This window comes from Streptomyces sp. NPDC052040 (assembly GCF_044548405.1).
Lineage (GTDB): Bacteria > Actinomycetota > Actinomycetes > Streptomycetales > Streptomycetaceae > Streptomyces.
In genome coordinates this window covers 333,243-356,845 of the sequence record NZ_JBIUBV010000002.1, presented here as the reverse complement: position 1 = coordinate 356,845, position 23,603 = coordinate 333,243, and the positions used below count along the sequence as shown (strand labels likewise).

At 71.9% G+C, this 23,603-nt stretch carries 17 protein-coding genes and 1 pseudogene; 4 read left to right on the top strand and 14 right to left on the bottom strand.

Features of this window, described 5'->3' with window-relative positions:
• Nucleotides 1-22: 22 nt before the first annotated feature.
• From ACIHAA_RS07690 to ACIHAA_RS07680, 3 genes are read right to left on the bottom strand one after another with little or no spacing between them, the layout of a single operon-like run.
• Nucleotides 23-1,168: a glycosyltransferase family 4 protein gene (locus ACIHAA_RS07690; RefSeq protein WP_399814237.1), complete on the bottom strand. Its 1,146-nt coding sequence runs from the start codon at nucleotides 1,166-1,168 to the stop codon at nucleotides 23-25.
• Entirely contained in the window at nucleotides 1,165-4,038 is a 2,874-nt protein-coding gene (locus tag ACIHAA_RS07685; RefSeq protein ID WP_399814236.1) for a CDP-glycerol glycerophosphotransferase family protein, read from the bottom strand. The genes ACIHAA_RS07690 and ACIHAA_RS07685 overlap by 4 nt, the downstream gene beginning before the upstream one ends.
• Nucleotides 4,039-4,046: 8 nt before the next feature.
• Entirely contained in the window at nucleotides 4,047-6,305 is a 2,259-nt protein-coding gene (locus tag ACIHAA_RS07680; RefSeq protein ID WP_399814235.1) for a CDP-glycerol glycerophosphotransferase family protein, read from the bottom strand.
• A gap of 259 nt (nucleotides 6,306-6,564) precedes the next feature.
• Between ACIHAA_RS07680 and galE the strand changes: the two genes are divergently transcribed.
• Nucleotides 6,565-7,533 (top strand): UDP-glucose 4-epimerase GalE, encoded by a 969-nt coding sequence (galE, locus tag ACIHAA_RS07675; protein ID WP_399814233.1) that lies wholly within the window; start codon nucleotides 6,565-6,567, stop codon nucleotides 7,531-7,533.
• Nucleotides 7,534-7,661: 128 nt separating this feature from the next.
• Here the strand turns inward: galE and obgE are convergent, their stop codons facing one another.
• The 8 genes from obgE to ACIHAA_RS07635 form a co-directional block, all read right to left on the bottom strand.
• Entirely contained in the window at nucleotides 7,662-9,098 is a 1,437-nt protein-coding gene (gene obgE / locus ACIHAA_RS07670) for a GTPase ObgE (RefSeq protein ID WP_399814232.1), read from the bottom strand.
• 157 nt (nucleotides 9,099-9,255) lie between these two features.
• Entirely contained in the window at nucleotides 9,256-9,510 is a 255-nt protein-coding gene (gene rpmA / locus ACIHAA_RS07665; protein ID WP_388966694.1) for a 50S ribosomal protein L27, read from the bottom strand.
• A gap of 14 nt (nucleotides 9,511-9,524) precedes the next feature.
• Complete coding sequence (gene rplU / locus ACIHAA_RS07660; RefSeq protein WP_399814231.1) at nucleotides 9,525-9,845, bottom strand: 50S ribosomal protein L21; 321 nt, start codon at nucleotides 9,843-9,845, stop codon at nucleotides 9,525-9,527.
• 543 nt (nucleotides 9,846-10,388) lie between these two features.
• Nucleotides 10,389-14,372, bottom strand: a complete 3,984-nt coding sequence (locus ACIHAA_RS07655; protein ID WP_399814229.1) for an Rne/Rng family ribonuclease — start codon at nucleotides 14,370-14,372, stop codon at nucleotides 10,389-10,391.
• Between the two features lie 259 nt (nucleotides 14,373-14,631).
• Nucleotides 14,632-15,408: a TIGR03936 family radical SAM-associated protein gene (locus tag ACIHAA_RS07650; protein WP_399814228.1), complete on the bottom strand. Its 777-nt coding sequence runs from the start codon at nucleotides 15,406-15,408 to the stop codon at nucleotides 14,632-14,634.
• A gap of 48 nt (nucleotides 15,409-15,456) precedes the next feature.
• Nucleotides 15,457-16,146, bottom strand: coding sequence for a hypothetical protein (locus ACIHAA_RS07645; RefSeq protein WP_399814227.1), 690 nt, complete (start codon nucleotides 16,144-16,146; stop codon nucleotides 15,457-15,459).
• Nucleotides 16,147-16,621: 475 nt separating this feature from the next.
• Nucleotides 16,622-18,076, bottom strand: a complete 1,455-nt coding sequence (locus ACIHAA_RS07640; protein ID WP_399814226.1) for a sensor histidine kinase — start codon at nucleotides 18,074-18,076, stop codon at nucleotides 16,622-16,624.
• Between the two features lie 23 nt (nucleotides 18,077-18,099).
• Entirely contained in the window at nucleotides 18,100-18,840 is a 741-nt protein-coding gene (locus ACIHAA_RS07635; protein ID WP_399814537.1) for a response regulator transcription factor, read from the bottom strand.
• 212 nt (nucleotides 18,841-19,052) lie between these two features.
• Between ACIHAA_RS07635 and ACIHAA_RS07630 the strand changes: the two genes are divergently transcribed.
• The 3 genes from ACIHAA_RS07630 to ACIHAA_RS07620 all read left to right on the top strand — a co-directional run bounded on the left by ACIHAA_RS07630 (nucleotide 19,053) and on the right by ACIHAA_RS07620 (nucleotide 21,533).
• Nucleotides 19,053-20,399 (top strand): ferric reductase-like transmembrane domain-containing protein, encoded by a 1,347-nt coding sequence (locus tag ACIHAA_RS07630; protein WP_399814225.1) that lies wholly within the window; start codon nucleotides 19,053-19,055, stop codon nucleotides 20,397-20,399.
• Between the two features lie 10 nt (nucleotides 20,400-20,409).
• Entirely contained in the window at nucleotides 20,410-20,907 is a 498-nt protein-coding gene (locus tag ACIHAA_RS07625; RefSeq protein WP_399814223.1) for an FMN-binding protein, read from the top strand.
• 167 nt (nucleotides 20,908-21,074) lie between these two features.
• Entirely contained in the window at nucleotides 21,075-21,533 is a 459-nt protein-coding gene (locus ACIHAA_RS07620) for a DoxX family protein (RefSeq protein WP_399814221.1), read from the top strand.
• A gap of 118 nt (nucleotides 21,534-21,651) precedes the next feature.
• Here the strand turns inward: ACIHAA_RS07620 and ACIHAA_RS07615 are convergent, their stop codons facing one another.
• The 3 genes and pseudogenes from ACIHAA_RS07615 to ACIHAA_RS07605 all read right to left on the bottom strand — a co-directional run bounded on the left by ACIHAA_RS07615 (nucleotide 21,652) and on the right by ACIHAA_RS07605 (nucleotide 23,382).
• A complete protein-coding gene (locus tag ACIHAA_RS07615) occupies nucleotides 21,652-22,161 on the bottom strand; it encodes a DUF2231 domain-containing protein (RefSeq protein ID WP_399814219.1) in 510 nt (169 codons plus the stop codon).
• A 111-nt stretch (nucleotides 22,162-22,272) separates the two neighbouring features.
• Nucleotides 22,273-22,580: pseudogene (locus ACIHAA_RS07610) on the bottom strand (ATP-binding protein); the annotation flags it as partial.
• A 526-nt stretch (nucleotides 22,581-23,106) separates the two neighbouring features.
• Entirely contained in the window at nucleotides 23,107-23,382 is a 276-nt protein-coding gene (locus ACIHAA_RS07605) for a replication initiator (RefSeq protein WP_399814217.1), read from the bottom strand.
• Nucleotides 23,383-23,603: the final 221 nt, after the last annotated feature.

Genomic DNA, 23,603 nt, shown 5'->3' with positions numbered 1-23,603 from the left:
CGACGGGCGGGGCACGGACGGTTCAGCGCTCCAGGAACGTGAACAGTTCCTCCCACCGCTCGCGGATGGCCGCGGGCGAGTACCGCTGGACGTTCTTCCGCGCCAGCTCGCCCATCGTGTCGCGGAGTTCGGCGTCCTCCATCAGACGGCCCAGCCGGTTGGCGAGTTCGGAGACATTGCCGGGGCGGGCGAGCAGGCCGTCCTCCTCGTCCCGGACGATCTCGCGCACGCCGGGGGCGCAGTCGAAGGCCGCGCAGGGCACGGCGCACGCCATCGCCTCCAGCAGGGCCAGCGGGAATCCCTCGCCCCGGGAGGACTGCACGAACACGGAGGCGCCGCGCAGCGCGCCCGCCACATCGTCCGTCTGACCGGCCCACTCCACCGATCCGTCCAGGCCGAGCCGGGTGCACTGCTGCCGCAGCGCCTCCTCGTCGGGCCCGGAGCCGTAGATCTTCAGGCGCCAGTCGGGGTGCTTCGGCGCCGCCTCGGCCCAGGTGTCCAGGAGCATGTCGATGCCCTTCTGGTGCCCCAGCCGGCCGATGCTCGCGACGATCTTCTCGGTCCGCCGGGAGGGGACCTCCGGCATCATCGGCAGTGGGTTCGGCATATAGCCGACGTTGTTGAGGCCCCGGCCGATCCACAGGTCGGCGTCCTCGCGGGTGAGCAGCAGCAGCCGGTCGATGTCCCGGTAGTACTTCTCGACGCGCTGGAAGCGGGAGGAGCCGCGGGAGTACTCGTAGGACTCGTGGCTCATGCCGATGACCGGGTGTCCGGCGGTGTCGGCGGCGGCCACCCACTCCATGGCCCACACCTGGGTCACGATGATCATCGCCCCGGGCCGGGCGGCCCGGAAGACGGCCGACAGCCGCTCGGCGGCCTGGCGCATCCCCGCCTCGCGCAGGGACTCGCGCCGCCGGGCCTTGAGGTTGGCCCGGTCGGACAGGGAGCGCACCTGGCGGCGCCCCGGCGGCCGCTCGTCGTAGAGGGTCACCGTGGCGAACGGCGGGTTGTCCCCGAGGTCCATGGGGACCTCGGGCGGCGCGATGCCGACGATGGTCACCCGGTGGCCGCTCTCCGCGAAGAGTTCGGCCATCAGTGCCTGCCAGCGGGCCACGCCGCCGAGTTCGTTGACCTCGTTGGCCACGAAGATGATGTCGCGCTGGGTCATCGGGCGTCTCCCCGGGTTCCGAAGAAGCGGTCGACGATCTGCGCGGCGGCGTCGCCGCGGTCGTACTCGCCGTACTGGGTCACGAATTCCTTGAGGCGTGCCTCGTGTTCGGAGGCGAGCGCCCCCAGGTCCTCCAGGGCGCCGAAGAGGTCCTCCGCGGTGTGGACGACGGGTCCTGGCGCCTGCTCGGACAGGTCGAAGTACGTCCCGCGGCTGTTGTTGACGTACTCCTCCCAGTCGTAGGTGAAGAAGACCATCGGGCGCTGGAGCAGCGCGTAGTCGAACATCACCGAGGAGTAGTCGGTGATCATCGTGTCCGCGAGCAGCAGGACCGGGGTGATGTCCGGCTCCTCGCTGACGTTGACCACCCGGCCCGCCACGGACGGCGGGAGCGTCACGTTGTTGAGGTAGTGCGTCCGGATCAGCAGGGTGAACCGGTCGCCGAAGCGGTCCGCGAACGCGTCGATGTCGAACGGGAACTCGAACTTCTGGACCTTGCCGTTCTGCTCCCGGAAGGTGGGCGCGTACAGCACGACGGGGCGGTCCGTGCGGATGCCGAGCCGCTCGGCCAGTTCCCGGGCCGCCGGGTCGAGGGTCTCGGCGTCCTTGGCGCGGACCAGCGCGTCATTGCGCGGGTAGCCGGTGCGCAGGAGCTTCTCCTCCGGGATCCGGTAGGCCGGGGCGAGGGTCTGCTCGTCGTGCCGGCCCCGCACCACGAAGTAGTCGAAGCGGTCGATCGCCTCCTGGTAGGCGCTCTGCTCCTGCTCCGGCTTGATGCGGTACTTCGGCTCGTCGAATCCCATGCGCTTGAGCGCGGAGCCGTGCCAGGTCTGGATGTACGTGGTCTCCGGACGCTTGTCCAGCTTCAGCGGGAAGCCCTGGTTGTCGATCCAGAACTCGGCCTGGGCCAGCGCCCGGAGGTAGGGCCAGGACCAGCGGCGCACCAGCTCGACGTCCTTCGGGAAGCCGGTGGGACACTCGCCCGCGTAGGCCCAGACGGCCTTGAAGGGCACCCCGCGGCGGCGCATCTCCTCGTAGATGGCCCGGGGGCTGTCGCTGTACTGCTTGCCGAGGTGGCTCTCGAAGACCACCGTGCCCTTGCGGACGGGCAGCAGCCGGACCATCCGGTGGTACGTCTCGATCTTGCGCGGGCCCGAGTGGAGGTCCTTGCGGGCCGCGACGACCTTGCGCGCCATCTTCTTGGCCAGCTCGGCGGGCGGGCTCTGCATGTTGCGCTGCACCATCAGCGAGGTGCGCCGGGCGAGCCTGCCGTGCTGGGTGAGGCGGTAGGCGAGGTGGCCCTTGGCCGAGGCGTGCGGCTGGAGGCGGTCGGCGGTCATCCGGCCGAGCCGGGGACGGACGTGTACGGCTCCGGCGTCCTCCAGGGAGGTCCGGCCGACGGTCAGCCTGCTGGTGGTCCGCTCGCCGTTCACGGTGAGGTGCAGCCGTACGTCCCACACCTCGTCGACGATGCCGAGCGGGCGGAGCTTCGCGGCGAGCGGCACGGCGGCCCGCCAGACGACGGAGGTGCCCTCGTGCTGCACGCTCTGCACCGGGAAGCGGAAGGTCTGGAGGCTCTTGCGGCGGGCGCGGAACTCCAGCTCCGCCCCGAGCCGCGCGTCCGCCGGGATCACGCCCATCGGGTTGACCAGGGCGCCCGCGACCGTGACGCCGGTGGGGCTCTCGGTGTACTCGGTCACCTGGTTGCGCAGGGTGAGGCGCTGGACCGGCTTGGCGTGGTAGCCGAGGTCGGTGACGTCGAGGATCTCGCGGCCCACCGGGTCGTCGAGGTGCTCCTCGCACCAGTAGACCCGGCCGTCGCGCTCCACCAGCGAGCTGGACACCTTGCCCGGGTTGATGAGCGTGTCGATGGCCGGCATGAGGTTGTCCCAGTCCTCCTGCAGCAGCAGATAGGCGCAGAGGCGGTGGATCGGGGACAGTTCCTCGTAGGCCTGCTGGGAGAAGTCCTGGATGTAGCCGCGGGCCATCTCGGCGAAGTGGTGACGGTACTCGTTGTCCAGGAAGGGCAGGTCCCGCAGGTAGAGCACGAGGTCGTGCTTGAGGAACTTGCGGTCCTTGTGGAGCTTCAGCTCGTCCTGGCCCTGCTCGGCGAGGATGCGGTCGATCCGGCGGTGGATCTCCACCCGGTCGGCGAAGTTGTTGATCTCGTGGCGCCGGTTGCTGATCGACTTCTCGGCGGCCTTCTCCACCACGTTCCAGTGGTAGACCGTGTTGGGGATCAGCGTGATCCGGTCGGCGGCCAGATAGGCCTGGGCCGAGAAGAGCAGGTCCTCGTAGTGGATGCCCCGGGGGAAGGTGAGCCCGCTGTCGATGAGGAACTCGCGCCGGTAGCACTTGTTGGTCGACAGGGTGTCGAAGACCAGCAGGTCCGGTATCTCGGCGACGGAGTCGAAGGTGCGGGTCTCCCGGTAGAGCCACGGGTACCACTTGACCGTCTTGCCGTGCCGGTTGTCCGTGTGGACGCGCAGGCAGAGGCCGGAGACCAGGTCGGCCCCGGTGTTCTCGGCGGCGTCCAGCATGTTGCGGCAGGCGTTGGGCTCCAGCGTGTCGTCGCTGTCGAGGAACATCACATAGCGGCCGCGGGCCACGGCGATGCCCTGGTTGCGCGGCTCGCCGCAGCCGCCGCTGTTCTCCTCCAGCTGGATCGCCCGCACCCGGTCGGACCGGGCGGCCAGCTGCTGCGCGACGTCGAAGGAGCCGTCGGTGGAGTGGTCGTCGGCGATGACCACCTCGACGTTGCGCAGAGTCTGGTCGAGGACCGACTGCACGGCGGTCGGAAGGCGCGCCGCGTCGTTGAAGACGATGACGACCACGCTGATGTCGGGCGTTGTGTCGGGGTGCTGGGACACTGCAGCAGCTACCTCTGGCTCGTGGGGACTGATATCGGGGCCGACGCTTCGCGGGACGGTCCTGGTTGCGGGGCGGGGGTGCGTTCGTCCAACGGGACGAGGGGCGGCAGGGCCTCCAGGGGCTCGCCAAGAAAGATGTGGCGCACGGCGCGTTCGGCCGCGCGGCCGTCGTCGAAGTCGCAGAAGCGACGGCGGAAGTCCGCCCGTGCCCGGGCGGCCCGCTCGTCGCGCCAGGCGTCGGAGCAGAGCACCTCGGCCAGCTCCTCCTGGGTGGTGGCGACGGCACCCGGCGCCTGCGCGCGCACATCGAAGTAGGTGCCGCGCACGGCGGAGTACGTGTCCCAGTCGTCGGCGAAGACCACGATCGGCCGGTCCAGGTTGGCGTAGTCGAACATCGCCGACGAGTAGTCCGTGATCAGGCAGTCGGCGGCGAGGTAGAGGCGCTCGACCGCGGGGCTGCCGGTGACGTCCAGGATCCGTCCGTCGGCCGCCAGTTCGGCGAGCCGGCCGGACCGCGGGTGGGCGTCGTGGCCGCGCACCAGCAGCACGGCGTCCGGGCCGAGCCGCTCGGCCAGCCGCACCAGGTCCAGGCGCGGCTCGAAGTCGCGCCGGTACTCGCGGTGCGTGGGCAGATAGAGGAAGGCCGTGGTGCCCTCGCCCAGACCGAGGTCGCGGCGGGCCGCGCGGACGTCTTCGGCCGTGGAGTTGAGGAGGACGTCGTTGCGGGGGTAGCCGGTCTCCAGGGAGGTGTACGAGCAGGGGTACGCCCGCTCCCACACGGCGCCGGAGAAGCGGTTGGAGACCAGGCTGAAGTCCCAGCGGTCGCAGCGCTCCAGGAGCCTGCCGAAGTCCATGCGGGTGGAGGCGGGGTACTTCTGCTGGTCCAGGCCCATGGTCTTCAGCGGGGTGCCGTGGTGGGTCTGCACATGGATCTGGCCCTCGCGCTTCACCACGGAGTCGGGGAAGTTCACGTTGTTGACCAGATAGGTGGCCCGGGCGACGGCGGACCAGTACTCCCGCGAGCCGACCCGCACATGGTCGACGCCCTCGGGCACCTGGTCCACCGCGTCCGGGTGGACGGCCCACACCCGGCGTATGTGCGGTGCGAGGCGGGCGAGTTCGGCGTCGATGGCGGCGGGGTTGCAGGCGACCGAGCGGCTCCAGTAGGCGGAGAACACCGCGAGGTTCTCGTCGCGCGGCAGCCTCAGCTGGGAGCGGTAGTACAGGTTCATGGCGCTGCGGCGCGAGCGGCCGAGGGTGGTGCGCGCCCGGCCCCGGACGGTGTTGCGGAGTTTCACCGCGGCCGTGGCGCCCGCCAGTCCGGCGTAGGCGTCGCGTTCCAGCAGCGCGTACTTCTTGCCGCGGGCGCCGCCGGGCCTGGTGAAGCCCTCGGGCAGGCGGGCCCGGTAGTCGGCGGCGGCGCGGTGGAAGAACTCCGCCCGGGCGTCCTGCGGCAGCCTGCCGGGGCGGTCCAGTACGGCCAGGTAGTGGTCGGTCATCTTGCGGAACAGCGGTGCCCGCCAGCGCGCGCCGTCCTCGTGCGTGTCGAGGAAGTCGAAGACGCGGCGGTACTGCTCGAAGACGTCGAAGTGCTTGCGGCTGACCGTGCCGAGGATGTTGCCGCCCTCGCGCCGCTGCCGGTAGAGCAGGCAGACGCGGTCCAGGACGGTGATGCGCTCCGCCCCGATCAGGGAGCGGTACGTCCACAGGGCGTCCTCGTAGTAGCCCGGCGGGAAGCTGAGGCCTTCGCGGGCGATGAAGTCGCGGCGGTAGGCCTTGTTGCAGACGATCTGGAGCAGGTCGAGCAGCTGGGGCCGCTCGGCGAGGGAGAAGACCTCCCCGTCGGCGTCCGTCAGCAGATGCGCCCGCTGATTGGGGCGGACCTCGCCGTCCCAGTAGGTGCGCACATAGTCGTAGATCAGTACGTCGGGATCGCCCGCGGTCTCCAGCCGCCCGGCTATGGCCGAGAGCGCACCCGGGGACAGCGTGTCGTCACTGTCGAGGAACAGCACGTAATCGCCCCGGGCCTTTTCCAGGGCGATATTGCGTGCGCGTCCGAGCCCCACATTCTCCGTGAGGTGAATCACATGAATACGGTCGTCATGGGCGGCGTACTCGTCAAGAATCGCACCCGAGCCGTCCGGGGAGCAGTCGTCCACGGCGACGATTTCGAAATCCGCGTAGTCCTGCCCCAGGACCGACTCAAGACACTCGGAGAGGTACCCCTGGACCTTGTAGGCGGGGACGACGAGAGAGAGTCTTGGCATCCTTTGCAACCTGTCTCCGGGGCGGACGTTGGGTCAGGGGGCGAGGCCGGTGTGCGCGGCCTTCGCCGACCGGAGTGCACACCGCCCATCAGAGTAAAGGATTCACGAGATGTTCCCGTGAAAGGCGTTGTCGCCCTACCGGGATCCGACCCGGCGGCTTTGACCTTTATCTTGTGAAGAAACACCGTTTGTCCGATTCGATTTTCCCGGCCCCAGGGACCAGTCTGAGCACACTGACCACCGAACCGGAGGGGTGACGATGAGCTGGCTGGTGACGGGCGGCGCCGGATACATAGGAGCGCACGTGGTGCGCGCCCTGCTGGAGGGCGGCGAGAGCGTCGTGGTCTACGACGACCTCTCCACCGGCAGCGCCGGCCGCGTACCCGCCGGCACTCCGCTGGTGGTCGGGAGCGTGCTGGACGCCGACCGGCTCACCCAGGCCGTTCGTGACCATGATGTGACCGGTGTGGTGCACATCGCGGCCAAGAAGCAGGTGGGCGAGTCCGTGGAGCAGCCGCTCCACTACTACCGGGAGAACGTCACCGGTCTCCAGACCCTGCTCGAGGTCATGGCCGACGCCGGGGTCGACCGGCTCGTCTTCTCCTCCTCCGCCGCGGTGTACGGCATGCCGGATGTGGACCTTGTCACCGAGGACACCCCCTGCGCCCCCATGAGCCCCTACGGCGAGACCAAGCTGATCGGCGAGTGGCTGATCGCCGCCGCCGCCCGCGCCCACGGGATCCGCGCCGCCTCGCTGCGCTACTTCAACGTGGCGGGGGCGGGCAGCCCGGAGCTGTCCGACGCCGGTGTCTTCAATCTCATCCCCATGGTCTTCGAGCGCCTCGAAGCCGGTGAGGCCCCCCGGATCTTCGGCGACGACTACGCCACCCCGGACGGCACCTGCGTCCGCGACTACATCCATGTCGAGGACATCGCCACCGCCCACCTCGCGGCCGCCCGCCGTCTGACGGACGCCCCCGCGGGGACCTCGCTGATCCTCAACATCGGCCGCGGCGAGGGCAGTTCGGTCCGGGAGATGGTGGATCTCATCCTCAAGGTCACCGGCCTCGATGTGACGCCCGCGGTGTCGGAGCGCCGTCCCGGCGACCCGGCCCGGGTGGTCGCCTCCGCCGACCGCATCCACCAGGAACTCGGCTGGTCGGCCCGCCACGGCCTGGACGACATGATCGAGTCGGCCTGGCAGGGCTGGCGGCACCGCCACCAGTGAACCGCCCCGGCGGGCGCTGGAAGGCGCCCGCCCGCACCAACGGCCCGGCCTGACGGAGTCCTCGACTCCGCTCACGCCGGGCCGCGGCACAGCCGAGGGTCCGGCCCCCGGCTGTGTCCGGTTCCCGCTCAGAACGGCTCGAAGTCGTCGAACTCCTGCTGGGCGTCGTCCCGCTCGGCCTGCCGGTCGCGGCGGCGCTGCGCGGCGGGCCGCGGCTCCTCGAAGCGGTGGTCCTCGCCCCGTCGGCCGAGCATCTCCGCGCCCGCGGACATGGTCGGCTCCCAGTCGAAGACGACCGCGTTGTCCTCCGGACCGATGGCGACGCCGTCGCCGCTCCGGGCACCCGCCTTCACCAGGGCGCCCTCGACACCGAGACGGCTGAGCCGGTCGGCGAGGTAGCCGACGGCCTCGTCGTTGTTGAAGTCGGTCTGCCGCACCCAGCGCTCGGGCTTCTCGCCGCGCACCCGGAACAGGGACTCGGCCTCGCGGGTCACCGTGAAGCCGGCGTCGTCCACGGCCTTCGGGCGGATGACGATCCGGGTCGCCTCCTCCTGCGGCCGGGCGGCGCGCGCCTTGGCGACCAGGTCACCGAGGGCGAACGTCAGCTCCTTCAGCCCGAGATGGGCCACGGCCGACACCTCGAAGACGCGGTAGCCGCGCGCCTCCAGGTCGGGCCGCACCATCTCGGCCAGGTCCTTGCCGTCCGGTACGTCGGTCTTGTTGAGGACGACGAGCCGCGGGCGTCCGTCCAGTCCGCCGTACTGCCGCAGCTCCTCCTCGATGATGTCGAGGTCGGAGACCGGGTCGCGGTCGGACTCCAGGGTGGCCGTGTCCAGGACGTGCACCAGCACGCTGCACCGCTCGACATGGCGCAGGAACTCGAGGCCGAGGCCCTTGCCCTGGCTGGCGCCCGGGATGAGCCCGGGGACGTCGGCGATGGTGTAGACGGTCGAGCCCGCGGTGACCACGCCCAGGTTCGGCACCAGGGTGGTGAACGGGTAGTCGGCGATCTTCGGCTTGGCCGCGGACAGCACGGAGATCAGCGAGGACTTGCCCGCGCTGGGGTAGCCGACGAGGGCCACGTCCGCGACCGTCTTCAGCTCCAGCACGATGTCCTGGAGGTCGCCGGGCACGCCGAGCAGCGCGAAGCCGGGCGCCTTGCGGCGGGCGGAGGCCAGCGCCGCGTTGCCGAGACCGCCGCGGCCGCCCTGGGCGGCGATGTACGACGTCCCGTGCCCGACCAGGTCGGCCAGCACATTGCCCGCCTTGTCGAGTACGACCGTGCCGTCCGGCACCGGCAGGACCAGGTCCTGGCCGTCCTTGCCGGAGCGGAAGCCGCCCTCGCCGGGCTTGCCGTTGGTGGCCTTGCGGTGCGGGGAGTGGTGGTAGTCGAGAAGCGTGGTGACGGACTGGTCGACCGTGAGGATCACATCGCCGCCCCGGCCGCCGTTGCCGCCGTCGGGGCCGCCGAGCGGCTTGAACTTCTCCCGGTGCACGGAGGCACAGCCGTGGCCTCCGCTACCCGCGGCGACATGGAGTTCGACGCGGTCCACGAAGGTGGTCATGGTTCTGCCTCCTGGGGGTCCCCCGGCCGGAAGCCGGGGGGAGTACGGGATGGTGCTGGGGACAACAAGCGAAAGGCGGACCCGCCTTCCCGACCGGGAAGTGAGGTCCGCCTCGCGCAACGCTCTACGGCGCCTGAGGCCCTTGGAAGGGGCTGTTTCAGGCGACCGGAACGATGTTCACGACCTTGCGGCCGCGGTGGGTACCGAACTCCACCGCACCGGGCTGCAGCGCGAACAGCGTGTCGTCGCCGCCGCGGCCGACGCCCGAGCCCGGGTGGAAGTGGGTGCCGCGCTGGCGGACCAGGATCTCACCCGCGCTGACGACCTGACCGCCGAAGCGCTTCACGCCGAGGCGCTGGGCGTTGGAGTCGCGACCGTTCCGGGTGGACGATGCGCCCTTCTTGTGTGCCATCTGTTCTCAGTCCCTTACTTCGCAGCCGTGGGGATCGCCGTGACCTTGATCGCCGTGTACTGCTGGCGGTGGCCCTGACGACGGCGGTAGCCGGTCTTGTTCTTGTAGCGCAGAATGTCGATCTTCTGGCCCTTGTGGTGGTCAACCACCTCGGCCTCGACCTTGATGCCGGCCAGCACCCACGGGTCGCTGGTCACGGAGTCGCCGTCGACCACGAGCAGGGTCGAGAGCTCGACCGTGTCGCCAACCTGGGCGGTGGAAATCTTGTCAACCTCAACGATGTCGCCGACAGCAACCTTGTGCTGGCGACCACCGCTGCGCACGATGGCGTACACGCGGATCTCACTCTCATCACTCGGGGAACGGCACCCCCGCAGTCCAGCCGCCCGGCACCGCAGACGGCCTCTCCCGAGGCGCCCGGCGCCCGGAAGGAAGAGGTTTACGGGGATGTGGCGTATCAATCGACACGCCGACGGTCAAGAGTACGGGGGGCGGCCCTGACGGGTCAAACCGGGCTCGGGCCGCCTGTGGACGGAACGCCCGGTGGGGCGAACGCGACGGCGACGGCGGGCAGTGACGGACGACGGCGGACGGGACCTCCACGGCGGCGACCGCGAACGCGAAGGGGAACCGCACGGCGGGGGGGGGGCCCCCCCGGGGCCGGGGGGGGGGGGCCGCCCGGGGGGGGGGGCGGGGGGCGGGGGGGGGGGGGGGGGGGCGCCCCCCCCCCCCCCCCGGGGGGGGGGGGGGGGGGCGGGGGGCCGCCCCCCCCCCCGCCGCCCCCCCCCCCGCGCCGGCCCCCCGCCCGCGGCCCCCCCCCCGGGCGGCGGGGGGGCCCCCCCCCCCGCCGTGTGTGGTGCCGTTGGGCCCGGAGGGTGTCAGTCCTCCGTGCTCACCGAGACCGTCGGCTGAGCCGTCTGCTCGGCGGCCGCCGTCTTCTTCGCCGCCGCCTTCTTGGCGGTGGTCTTCTTCGCGGCGGTCTTCTTGGCCGCCGTCGTCTTCTTGGCGGCCGTCTTCTTCGCGACGGCCTTCGTGGTGGCGGCCTTCTTCGCCGTCGCCTTCTTCGCCGTCTTGCGGGCCGTCTTCTTGGCGGGCGCGGCCGCCTCGGCCTCACCCTCGGCCGGAGCCTTGGCCTCGTCCGCGGCCGGGGCCGCTTCCTCGGCCGCCGACGGCACGACCATGACGGCCGCCTCCTCGGAGGAGGTGGGCGCGGTGGCCTTGCGCACGGCGCGGCGGCGCGGGCGGGCCGGAGCCGCGTCCTCGGCGGGTGCCTCGGCCGTCTCGACCGCCGCGGCGGGTGCCGCCGGGGCCTCGACGGGCGCCTCGGCCACCGGCTCGGACTCGCCGACCGTCACCACGGCCGCCTCGGGCGAACCGGCGGGCGCCGACACCTTGCGGGTCGCGCGGCGGCGCGTACGCCCCTTGGGCGCGGCCTCCTCCTCGACCGGCGCGGGTGCCTCGACCACCGGATCCTCGGTCGCCACCGGCTCCGCCTCGGCGTCCTGCCGGGTCTTCGGAGCCCGCTCCTCCCTACGGGACTTCGGTGCCCGCTCCTCCCGCGGGGCGCCCGCGGGAGCCGATGCCCGCCGGGTCACCCGGCGCCGCGAACGGCCCCGGGACGCGGCGGCCTCGGCCTCGGCGACGCTGCTGTACAGCTCCTCGTCCGGAGTGAACGCGGGCTCCGGCAGCGCGGCCGGGGCAGCGGCCTCGGCGGCCACCTCGGCCTCGGTCTCCACCGCGGCCGACAGCGCCTCGGCGGTCTCCTCGACCTCCGCGGCCACGGCCTCGTGCGTCTCGGGCTCGGCCTCGGCGCCACCGCGGCCGCGCTTCTTGCGCTTGCCGCCGACGGCCGCGGACGGCTGGTCGACATGCACGATCACACCGCGGCCGTTGCAGTGGACACAGGTCTCGGAGAAGGACTCCAGCAGACCCTGCCCGACCCGCTTGCGGGTCATCTGCACCAGGCCCAGCGAGGTCACCTCGGCGACCTGGTGCTTCGTACGGTCGCGGCCCAGGCACTCCAGCAGTCGCCGCAGCACGAGGTCCCGGTTGGACTCCAGCACCATGTCGATGAAGTCGATGACGATGATGCCGCCGAGGTCGCGCAGCCTCAGCTGGCGCACGATCTCCTCGGCCGCCTCCAGGTTGTTCCTGGTGACGGTCTCCTCGAGGTTGCCGCCCTGACCGGTGAACTTGCCGGTGTTGACGTCGACGACGACCATCGCCTCGGTCCGGTCGATCACCAGCGAACCGCCGCTCGGCAGCCAGACCTTGCGGTCCAGCGCCTTGGCGAGCTGCTCGTCGATCCGGTAGGTGGCGAAGACGTCGACCTCGCTGGTCCACCGCTGGAGGCGGTCGGCCAGGTCGGGCGCGACATGGGCGACATAGCCGTGGATGGTCCCCCAGGCCTCGTCACCGCTGACGATGACCTTGGAGAAGTCCTCGTTGAAGATGTCGCGCACGACCCGGACGGTCATGTCCGGCTCGCCGTAGAGCAGGGTCGGAGCGTTGCCGCTCTTCGCCTTCTTCTTGATGTCCTCCCACTGCGCCTGGAGCCGTTCGACGTCCCTGCGCAGCTCGTCCTCGCTCGCGCCCTCGGCGGCGGTGCGCACGATGACACCCGCGTCCTCGGGGACGATCTTCTTGAGGATGGTCTTCAGCCGCGCCCGCTCGGTGTCGGGCAGCTTGCGGCTGATCCCGGTCATGGAGCCTTCGGGGACGTACACCAGATAGCGGCCCGGCAGGGAGACCTGGCTGGTCAGACGGGCACCCTTGTGTCCGATGGGGTCCTTGGTGACCTGCACCAGGACCGACTGCCCGGACTTCAGCGCGCTCTCGATGCGGCGCGGGCCGCCCGACATGCCGAGCGTCTCGAAGTTGACCTCGCCCGCGTACAGGACGGCGTTCCGGCCCTTGCCGATGTCGATGAAGGCGGCCTCCATCGACGGCAGCACGTTCTGCACCTTGCCGAGGTAGACATTGCCGACGTACGAGGTCGACTGCTCCTTGTTGACGTAGTGCTCGACGAGCACGCCGTCCTCCAGGACGCCGATCTGGGTGCGCTCGCCGCTCTGGCGCACGACCATCACCCGCTCGACGGCCTCGCGCCGGGCCAGGAACTCGGCCTCGGTGATGATCGGCACCCGGCGGCGGCCCTGCTCGCGCCCCTCGCGGCGGCGCTGCTTCTTGGCCTCCAGACGGGTCGAGCCCTTGATGGACTGCACCTCGTCGGACGGCTCGCTGGGCTTGCGCGGCTCACGGACCTTGACGACCGTGCGCTCGGGGTCGTCGGAGGACGCCTCGCCGTCCGGACCGGAGTCACCGGCCCTGCGGCGGCGGCGACGGCGGCGACGGCTGCTGCTGGAGCCGCCCCCGGACGCCTCGTCCCCGCCGTGCTGCTCGTCGTCCTCGGCCTCCTCGGCGTCCTCCTCCAGCTGCTCGGCGGTGTCCTCGGCATCCTGCGCGGCCTGCTCGGCGGCGAGTTCCTCGGTCTCCTCGCCGTCGGCGGAGTCACCGCGGCGACGGCGGCGGCCGCCCCGGCGGCGACGGCGGCGCGAACCGCCCTCGTCGGTCTCCTCCGAGTCGTCGGCCTCGGCGGACTCCTCCGGCTCCTCGGCCTCTTCGACGGCCTCGGGCTTCCGGGTCTCGGGCTTCACGGTCTCGGGTGCCGCGGCCGCGGGCTCCTCGTCGCCACCGCGGCGACGGCGGCGGCGCGGGGCGGCCGGCGCCTCTTCGGGGGCGGTCTCCTGCTGCTCCGCGGCCTCGGCGGCAGCGGCAGCGGCGGCCCGCTCCGGGGTCTGGAACATCGGCTCGGCGAACACCGGCGCCTGGAAGACGGCCACGGCCGGGCGCGAGGGGCGCTTCCCGGACTCGGCGGAGTCGTCACCGGACCGTGCGGGCGCGGAGAACCCGGTGGCGGCCTTGCGCGCGACCCGACGGCGGCCACGGCGCGGGGCGGCCTCCTCGGCCTCCGGCTGCGTCTCCGGCTGCTGCTGCTTCTCCGGCTGCTTCTCCGGCTGCGCGGGAGCGGCCTCGGGCGCCTCCGGCTGCGCGGCGGCGGCTTCCTCGGCGGGCGCGGACACCCGGCGGGTGGCACGACGACGGCTGCGGCGCGGGGCGGCGTCCTCGGCGGCGGGGGTCTCGGCGGGCCGGGCCTCGGGCTCGCTCACCGGCGTCTCGGCGGCCGCGGGGGCCTCGACGGACTCGGGGGCCGTCTCGACGGGCGCGGACACCTTGCGGGTGGCACGACGGCGCGCACGCGGCGGAGCAGCCTCCTCCGCCACCGGCTCGGCGAGCTCGGCGGCAGGCGCCCCGGCACTCTCAGCACCCTCGGCACCGGCGGGCATCACGACCTCCGCGGCCTCCGGCGCAGAGCTCGGCGCGGACACCCGACGCGTCGCACGACGACGCGCACGCGGCGGAGCAGCCTCCTCCACCACCGGCTCAGCACCCTCGGTGACAGGCACCTCAGCACCCTCGGCGGGCTCCGCACCAGCAGGCATCACGACCTCCGTCGCTTCCGGCGTACCAACGGGCGCGGACACACGGCGCGTGGCACGACGACGCGTACGACGCGGAGCCGTCTCCGGTTCGGTCCCGGCGACGGCGGCTTCGGCCGCGGCCTCTTCCGTCTCTTTGTTCTCTTCTGCCCCGGTGGCCCCGGCGGATGCCAGTGCCTCCACGGCCGGTATGGCCGCCGCGGGCCCGGTCACGACCTCGGCGGTCTCCTCGGGGGCGGCGCTGCCGGCCGCGCCGGGCGGGCCCGCCGGGCGCGACGCTGCACGGCGCCGACGGCGCGGCGGCAGGGTGTCGCTGGGGGTGTTGTTCTCGGAGCCCTCGGTGGGCTCGGTCGGTTCGAGCATGCGGGCGTTTCTCCCGTCAGGCTCCCGGGCGCCGCACCTGGTCCGGCATGGCCGGTGACGTCCGCGGCTCGCGCGATGCGCGGTGCCGCCGTCCGGGGCGCGGGCGCCGCACGGGAGCTCTCTGTGTCTTGTCTCGCCGGTTCCGTACGCGGTGTACGTACGGCCTGGCGAAAGTCTTCAGGTCGATGCGCTGCCCGACCCAGGTGGCTCCCGAGTACAAGGGCGGCACTACGGCGTCCGTCCCTACGCGGAACCGTCCTTACTCCGGCGCCGCCGCGGCGGCATTCGCACCGGCCGGAATCGGCGCGGTCGCTGCTGCCTCGCGGTCGGGCGCGAGTGGGTCGGTCACCGTGCCGGTCTCTTCATCGAACAGCCCCTGCGCCAGCCTGGTCACCCCTGGGGGGACCGGCGGCGCCAGGTCGGCCACGGCGCGAAGACCGGACAGGACGTCGTCGGGTCGTACGGCAGGCGTCACGTGCCGAACAACCAGCCGCAGTATCGCACAGGGCTGGTCGGTCGGCCTATCAGCCTGCGCATCATGAGTGTCCACGCTCTCCAGGCCCGCGACCGCGGGCCGGGCGTCGAAGGTGCGCACCCCGTTCTTGGTCATGCGCTGGACCTCGACGGCGTCGGCCGCGTTGAAGGCCGCGACCGCACGCCCGGCGTCCGCGGGGTCCACGCCGGGAAGGCGCAGCTCCCACACCGATGCCATGAGCCGCTCGGCGAGCCCGGAGGTACGGGCCTCGACCGCGTCGACGACATCGAGCCCGGCGGGCAGCGACTCGTCGAGCAGCTGACGCAGCCGGTCCGGGTCGCGCGCCTCGGTGAGCGCGATTTCCAGATACTCCGCTTCACTGCCCGTGCCGGTGGGTGCGGCATTGGCGTACGACACCTTCGGATGCGGCGTGAACCCCGCCGAGTACGCCATCGGCACCTCGGCACGGCGCAGCGCGCGTTCAAAGGCACGCTGGAAGTCGCGATGACTGGTGAACCGGAGGCGGCCGCGCTTGGTGTAGCGCAGTCGGATGCGCTGCACCGCGGGTGCGGGAGGCGGGCCTTCGGGCTGTCGCTTGCCCAGTGTCGTTCAGTCCTCTGTGAGAGCGGTCGTACTGCTACCAAGAGTACGTGCACGGCCCTCCCCGAGTTCCCGCGAAGGGCCCGGCTGCGGCTGCGGGGCCGCGCCGAGCAGCATCCGGCGCAGGTCGGCACGGGCCTGCCGGGCGGTCTCCCGCGCGACGGCCAGCGTCTGCCGTACGGCACGGCCCACACCGCGCGCGGCCTCGGCGGCGGGGCGCAGCACCACGGCACGGACGAGATGCCCGACGGGCGTGAGCACCGTCCGGTACACCCAGCGCCCCGGCGCGACGAAGAACCACCGGAAGAGGGCCTTGAGGAAGCGCCCGACGGCAAGGGACACATGCCCGGCCACCCGCCAGGCGTGCCCCAATGCGGCGCCGACCTCCCGCCCGACGACCAGCAGCAGCCGCCCCACCGGAACGAGCACCCTCCGCCACACCACCGAGGCGGGAACCACCGCCAGATACCGCACCAGCAGCACCAGCACGGCTCCGCACCGCACGGCCACCGTCAGAACGACCGCGGCAAGACCGCGCACAAGCCGTACGACCCCGCGCCCGACCGGCTTCACCACCCTGTGGTACAGCCACCGGCCCGGCAGGGCCACCACCGCGAGGGCCCCTCCGACGGCGAAGGCAAGGACATAGCCAACGCCTTTCAACACCAGAACGAGCACCCGCCCCACGGGAAGCAGCACCCGCACAGACACCCAGCCGAGCCCCGCACGAATCCCCGCCCCGACACCCCGCCCGAGAGGGACGAGCACGGACCGGTACAACCAGCGGCCGGGGACAACGACACACACCCGCCCCACCCAGGCGACCCCGGCCCCCACCGGCACCAGCCCATACCGCCACACCGCCCACACGACCCACGCGAGGGCCCGCCCCACCGGCCGCAGCACGGCCTTCCGTACGAACCGCCCCCCGGCGACAAGCGCATCCCACGCCATCCGCACCGGCACCACCAGAACCAGCACAAAAATGCGCACCGGCACCCGAATGGCAACAGCCAGACACCCCTCAACAGGCGCCGCCCGCGACACCTTCTCCCTCTCCATACCGACAGGGACGCACCGGCGTCCCGCCTGGATGCGAGGAACCGTCAAGCGAGCCCTGTCCGACAATCCGGATCGCTTGTCCGCTGAACCGGGCATCCCGCACCGGCACGTCTCACACCGGCAGGCGGACCGTGAACGTCGTGGAGCCCGGCCCGCTCTCCAGGCTCACGCTGCCCCGATGCGCCTCTGCCACCGCTGCCACGATCGACAGGCCCAGGCCCGCTCCGCCGCCCGAAGTCTTCGGATGGCGGCGGTGTTCAGCCCGGGTGAAGCGTTCGAACACACCCGGCCGGACACCTTCGGGGACGCCGGGGCCGTCGTCACGGACCGAGAGAAGAGCCGCGTCCGTGGCGGATTCCAGGGTCACCGTCACCTCGGTGCCCACAGGCGTGTGCACCCGGGCGTTGGCCAGAAGGTTGGCCAGCACCTGGTGGAGGCGATGGACATCGCCCGGCACCGTGACAGGGTCTTCGGGCAGGTCCAGGGTCCACCGGTGGCCGGGGCCGGCGGCGCGGGCATCGGTGACTGCGTCCAGGACCAGATGTGTGAGGTCGACCGGACGGCGCTCCAGGGGGCGGCCCGCGTCGAGGCGGGCCAGCAGGAGCAGGTCGTCGACCATGTCGCCCATACGGGCGGATTCGGCTGCGATGCGTTGCAGGGCGCGGGTGACCTCGGGCGGAACCGGGTCCGGGTGGAGAAGCGCCAGTTCGGCATGGCCACGGACCGAGGCGACCGGGGTGCGCAGCTCGTGGCTGGCGTCGGCGGCGAAGCGGCGCAGCCTTTCCTGACTGGCATGGCGTTGGGTCAGTGCGTCCTCGACATGGCCCAGCATGCGGTTGAAGGCGGCGGCGACCCGGCCGACCTCGCCGCGCGGGTCGGTCTGCGGCGCGCGGGGCGGCAGGACCACGTCCCCGCTGGCCAGCGGCAGTTCGCTGACCCGGGCGGCGGTGGCCGCGACCCGGCTGAGCGGCCGGAGCGACCAGCGCACCCACAGAGCCCCGGCAACGCCGGCCACCGCCAGGGCCACACCCAGGACGATCGCGGCGACCAGTTCCAGCCGGTGCACCGTGGCCTGGACCGGCTCCAGCGGCAGGCCGACGATCAGTACGTCACCGTCCCGGCCGGGCGAGGCGATCACACGGTAGTCGCCCAGAGCGGACAGCCTGACGGTGTGGGCCGTGCTGTCGTCCGGTATCCGGCCGAGACGCCCGGAATCCGCGGTGGTCAGGCTGATGTTCAGATCCGCCGACGGGTCGCCGCTGCGGATGAGCCCCTTGTTGGTGACCGTGCCGTTCAGCAGACGGGCGCCGAAGGTGCCGGTGGCCATCCGGCGGGTGTCGCCGTACTCGTCTCCGTCGTGGTCGTCCGCCAGCTTGCCGTTGTGTTCCAGACTCTCCGGAAACCGGGTGCCGACCTGGGCGAGCTGCTGGTCCAGACGCTGGGTGAGGAAGCCGTTCAGTTCGACCACCGCGGCCAGGCCCACGGCCCCGCAGCTCACCGCGAGCAGCACCACCAGGCCGACGGTGAGCCGGGCGCGCAGGGTGCGCGGCCGGGGCAGCCGACGCACGTCGCTCCGGCGCGGCGGGCGGATCACCTGGCCACCGGCTTCAGTACGTAGCCCGCGCCGCGCACCGTATGGATCATGGGATCCCGGCCCGCGTCGATCTTTTTGCGCAGGTAGGAGATGTACAGCTCGACCACGTGCGCCCGGCCGCCGAAGTCGTAGGACCACACCCGGTCCAGGATCTGCGCCTTGCTGAGCACACGGCGGGGGTTGCTCATGAGGAGGCGGAGCAGTTCGAACTCGGTCGGCGACAGCTCGACCAGGTCGCCGGACCGGGTCACCTCGCGGGCCTCTTCGTCCATCACCAGATCGCCCACGATCAGCCGCGGCCCCTCCGCCAGTGTCCGTGCCATGCCCGCCCTGCGCAGCAGCCCGCGCAGCCGGGCGACGACCTCCTCCAGGCTGAACGGCTTGGTGACGTAGTCGTCCCCGCCCGCGGTGATCCCGGCGATACGGTCCTCGACGGCGTCCCGCGCCGTGAGGAAGAGCACACAGACGTCGGGCTTCACCGTGTGCAGACCCCGCAGCACGGCGAAGCCGTCGGTGTCCGGGAGCATCACGTCCAGGACAACGGCGTCGGGCAGCAGGTCGCGCGCTGCGGTGAGCGCTGCGGCGCCGTCCCCGGCCGCGCGCACCTCCCAGCCCTCGTAGCGCAGGGCACCGCTGAGCACCTCCGCGAGGTCGGGGTCGTCGTCGACGACGAGGACCCGCAGCGGAGTGCCGTCGGGGCGCGTCAGGGCCGGGCGGCCGGAACGGGTGGTGTTCATCGCGTGTACCAGCATCACTCGTGTCAGGGTGCGGGCCCCACCATCGTGGCTCTGAATTCCCTCTGAGGGGAGCCCCGGGCCCGCCCGCTGCCGCACGGGAGGACGTGAGACTTCTCTCCCCCGGCGCCCGCCCCCGGGGGGCGCGCTCAAAGGTCCCTGAGAGCTTCGGCCCCCACAGTGGCCGGGTACGACGAACGAAGGGGCGGCGATCGATGGCCACCGTGGAGGCTCGGCGGGCGATCCCGCCCGTGCGCGTTCGGCATGTCCTCGCAGGAGCCGTGACGGCCGCCCTGTGGGCCGGGGCAGCGGCCGTGGCCGCCCTCTGGTGGGCGGACACCGCGTCCGTGGTCGGCGCGGCCGGCTGGCTGACCGGCGCCGGCCGGATCGCCGGTCTGCTGTGCGGCTACGCCTGCGCCGTGCTGGTCGGGCTGATGGCCCGGGTGCCCGCGCTGGAGACCCGGATCGGCTCCGACCGGGTGGCCCGCTGGCACGCGATGGCAGGCCGGTACACGGTCTGCCTCCTCGTCGCACACGTCGTCCTGATCCTCGCCGGGTACGCCGCCCAGGACCGGATGTCACTGGTGCACGAGACGGTGACCGTCGTCCTCGACTACCCGGACATGCTCAAGGCCACTGTCGGCACGGTGATCCTCCTGGCGGTCGGCATCACCTCGGCCCGGGCCGCACGGCGGCGAACCAGCCACGAGTTCTGGTACCACGTCCATCTGCTGACGTACGCGGCCGTCTTCCTCGCCTTCTTCCACCAGCTCGTGCTGGGCGAGGAGTTCAGCGGAAAGCCGGCCGCCACCGCCGCCTGGTACGCGTTGTACCTGGGGGTGTCGGCCCTGGTGCTGTGGTTCCGGGTGCTCACCCCGATCCGCCTCAACCGGCGCCACCGGCTGCATGTGGAGGCGGTCCACCGCGAGGCACCGGGCGTGTACTCGGTGGTCGTACGCGGCCGTCACCTGGAGGAACTGGGCGCCCGGCCCGGGCAGTTCTTCCGCTGGCGCTTCCTCGGCGCCGGCCTGGGCCGGACGTCGACGCCGTACTCCCTGTCGGCACCGCCGCGCCCGGACCGGTTGCGCATCACGGTCAAGGCGCTCGGCGACCACAGCGCGGCCGTCGCGCTCCTCAAGCCCGGCACCCGGGTGTGGGCGGAGGGCCCCTACGGCTCCTTCACCGCGGAGCGGGCCACCCGGCGCCGTTCCCTGCTGATCGCCGCCGGGGTCGGTGTCACGCCGCTGCGCGCGCTGTTCGAGACCCTGCCCGGCGAGGTCACGCTGCTGTACCGGGTCCGCGGCGCCGAGGACCGGATCCTCGGCGGCGAACTGGAGGCGATCGCGCGCCGACGCGGGGCGCAGGTGTGGTATGCGCCCAACGGGGCCGGCGGGCAGCGGCCGGACCTCACGGCGGAATCGCTGCGCACGGCCTTTCCTGGCCTGCGCGGCCACGACGTCTATCTGTGCGGCCCGCACAGTTTTGCGCAGGACATGTACGCGGCGCTGCGGGCAGCCGGAGTGCCGGACCGCCGTATCCACCACGAGTCGTTCGAGCTGTGAGGCCGCGCCCATGCACCCCTTGAAGAGGAATCGCCCGCTCCGCCGGATCGTCCTGGCGAGCGCGGCCACGGTCTCCGGCATGGTGCTGCTGCTGTCCCTGAAGCCGCACACCGCTCCCGCGTCCGTGGCGGCGGGAACCAGGTCGCCCGCGGTCTCCGGCAGCTCCGTCCCGTCCGGCGGGGCGGCCCCGTCGCGCGGCTCCGCCGACTCCGGTCCGGGGACACCGTCCGGCCCCAGGTCCGTCACCGGCGACACCGTCCAGACCCGCTGGGGACCCGTACGCGTGAGGGTGACGGTCGAGGGCGGCAGGCTCACGGACGTGACGGCCGTCGCGTACCCGCAGGGCAACCCCCACGACCAGGAGATCAACAGCTACGCCCTGCCCGCACTGCGGCGCGAGGCGCTGACCGCGCAGAGCGCGGACATCGACATGGTCTCGGGAGCCACGTACACCAGCACCGGCTACCGGCAGTCGCTCCAGTCCGCACTGGACTCGGCGGCCCGCTGATCCGCCGGATCCCCCAGCACGCGCCAGAGGTACACAGCAGCTTCAGAGAAAACCCAGAGCTTCCGGCGGCTGGTGGGGGCCCGCACCCCGAGCTACACCATTTATGTCATGTCCACACCCGGAAGTCCGTCCGTCGTCGGCCTTCCACGATCCGAGGAGTGACCCCCATGAACTTCTCCCCCGCGCCGGGATTACGGACGATACGTCCCGTCGTGCAGGCCCTGTTCCGTGCCGTGACGGGATTCCTCTTCGCCTGCCATGGAGCGGCGTCCCTGTTCGGAGTGTTCGGCGGCGCGCATGGCGGCGGCACGGTACCCGCTCTTCAATGGCCCGGATGGTGGGCGGCCATCATCGAACTCTCGGGTGGAGTCCTGGTGGCCCTGGGCCTGTTCACCAGAACGGCGGCCGTCATCTGCTCCGGCTCCATGGCCTACGCCTATTTCAGCGTCCACCAGCCGCACGCACTGTTCCCGATCGACAACGGAGGTGAGCCGGCCGTGATGTTCTGCTGGGCGTTCCTGCTGATCGCCTGCCTCGGCCCCGGTGCCTACGCCGTCGGAGCACGCGCGAGGACGGGCCCGGCCACCACAGTGGAGGACGACACGAGACCCGTACCCACCCCGTAGCACCGCCCCGCCCGTCGGCGGGCCGCAGAACCGGAACACGGGGCGGGGCTCCTCGGAGGTCACGAGGGGCCCCGCCCTTCTGCTGCCCGCCGGGCGTGGGTGGGGGACCCGCGCGGGATCACTCGCCCCTGCCCCCTGTCGCCGTCTTCGAGAAGGCGTCGTGCCACGCGGCCTTGGCACCCGAGTCGCCGATCCGGTAGACGTCCACCACGGCTCCCGCCGCAACCGCCACCGAAAGCACGCCCACAACGATCCGCACGGGCAGTCCGGACCACCGTGTGCCGCCGGGCCGCGCGGCATCCGCCGAGGCCCGCCTCCCCACCCACCACACGACCGTGGCCAGCACAAACAGACCCAGGACCCACGGCAGCAGCCCGTCACCCAGCTCGGTGTGCCGACGCACCAGGGCATCGTCGTCCACGTGCCGCTCCAGCCACTCGCCCGCCTGCGTGGTCAACGGCACGCTGACCAGGGCGGCCAGGGCCAGCAGCGGCAGCAGCGGACCCAGCCGCCGGGCGGCGCGAGGCCACAGCGCTGCCGCCACCAGTGCCAGTGCCGTGAGCGGCACCAGTACGACGACCACATGGACCAGCAGGACATGGGCGGGCAAGCCGTTGATCAGACTCATCGAGGCACTCCTGAGGGTGGTGGGGGCCGTCAGCCTGACAGAGCGAACTCTCAGATCCCTCTGAGCCCGATGCCCCCGCCCGACCCGGAGCGCCCACTGCATGCACCGGCCCACCCGGCACCACACGGTCTTGCCGCCTCGTTCCTCCGGGACCACCAGACGGCAGCCGCCAGCCTCTGCACGATCAGCAGCCCACGACCGCTGTCGGGCAGCACCGCCTCCGACAGCTCCTCCAACGCATCCCCCATGGGAAGTAATGGCGGTGTCGAATCCTCGTCACCGACGCCGATGAACACCCACTTCGGCCAGACCTTGAACGTCACATCGACGCGCCGCCCGGCCCCCGGCCGACCCAACCCCCGCTCCGGAACCGCATGGTTGACGACGTTCCCGACCAGCTCCGAGACAACGGTCCGGGCACCCTTGGCGTCACCGCCGCCCGAACCGGCGAGATGGAAGAAGCAATCGGCATGGGCACCACAGCCTTGGAAGCAGACCGCACGTCCCTGTCATCGTCAACGATCTCGCTCTCGCTCTCGCTCTCGCCTCGCTCCCGGCCGTCTCGTCATCAGCCCGAGGCAGCGACGAGCGCCGAGACCGGCCGCGATGAGGGCAGCGCCGGGCCTGTGGCCAGAGCCGACGTAGCGCCAGTTCCGTTCGATGATTGCGTTGGGCATGTCGGTGTGGGCCTGGTGGTAGGCGCGTTGGGCGCGAAGTGCTGCGTAGGTGGTGGAGTAGGCGCAGGATTTGGTGAGGATGTGTCACCGGTAGCCGAGCGTGTGGATGCCCGGAGGCGGAGGGGCTCGTACTCGGGAAGGCCTCCAAGGCGCCAGCAGGTCCGCATGAGGGTGCGCACGTGTTCGCTCACGGGCGCCGACTCGATGTCGCCCCAGGTCGAGAGCCGATAGTCAGTGCCGGCGCCTATCTCACTCGCGCCCTTGGTGACTACTTGGCCACATCCGCAGCCACCGCGTCATCGTCCGGGCCGTCACCGTCGGTCCGCAGGGGTCGGGCGTCGGTCTGGGCGCCCCAGCGTAGGTTCAACCCGCCCACGGCGGGGCTGTAGAGCGTGCGGACCAGGACCCGCCGGGCGGAGGCGCGTACAGCATCGATGAGGAGTTCTGCCGTGGCCCAGGCCGGGGGTTCATTGTCGGGTCCCGTCGGGCCGTCCAGACGGACGACGGCATGAACGTGTAGAAGCTGCTCCCCTTCACCTGTCACGGCGGGGGTATCCAATGGCGCGTGCGGCCGTAGACGGCCGCCTCCGCCCCCTCCTCCGCGCTCACCCCCGCCAGCGCCTCAACCACCCGATCGAATGTCTCGCTCACCTCAGTGCGCGTGACCGCTCGAAGCCGGTGCCGGGGCTGCTTTCTTGACTGTCAGGGGGAGCAACTTCTTGCCTGTCGGGCCGATTTGGATCGAGGTGTCCATCTGCGGCCATT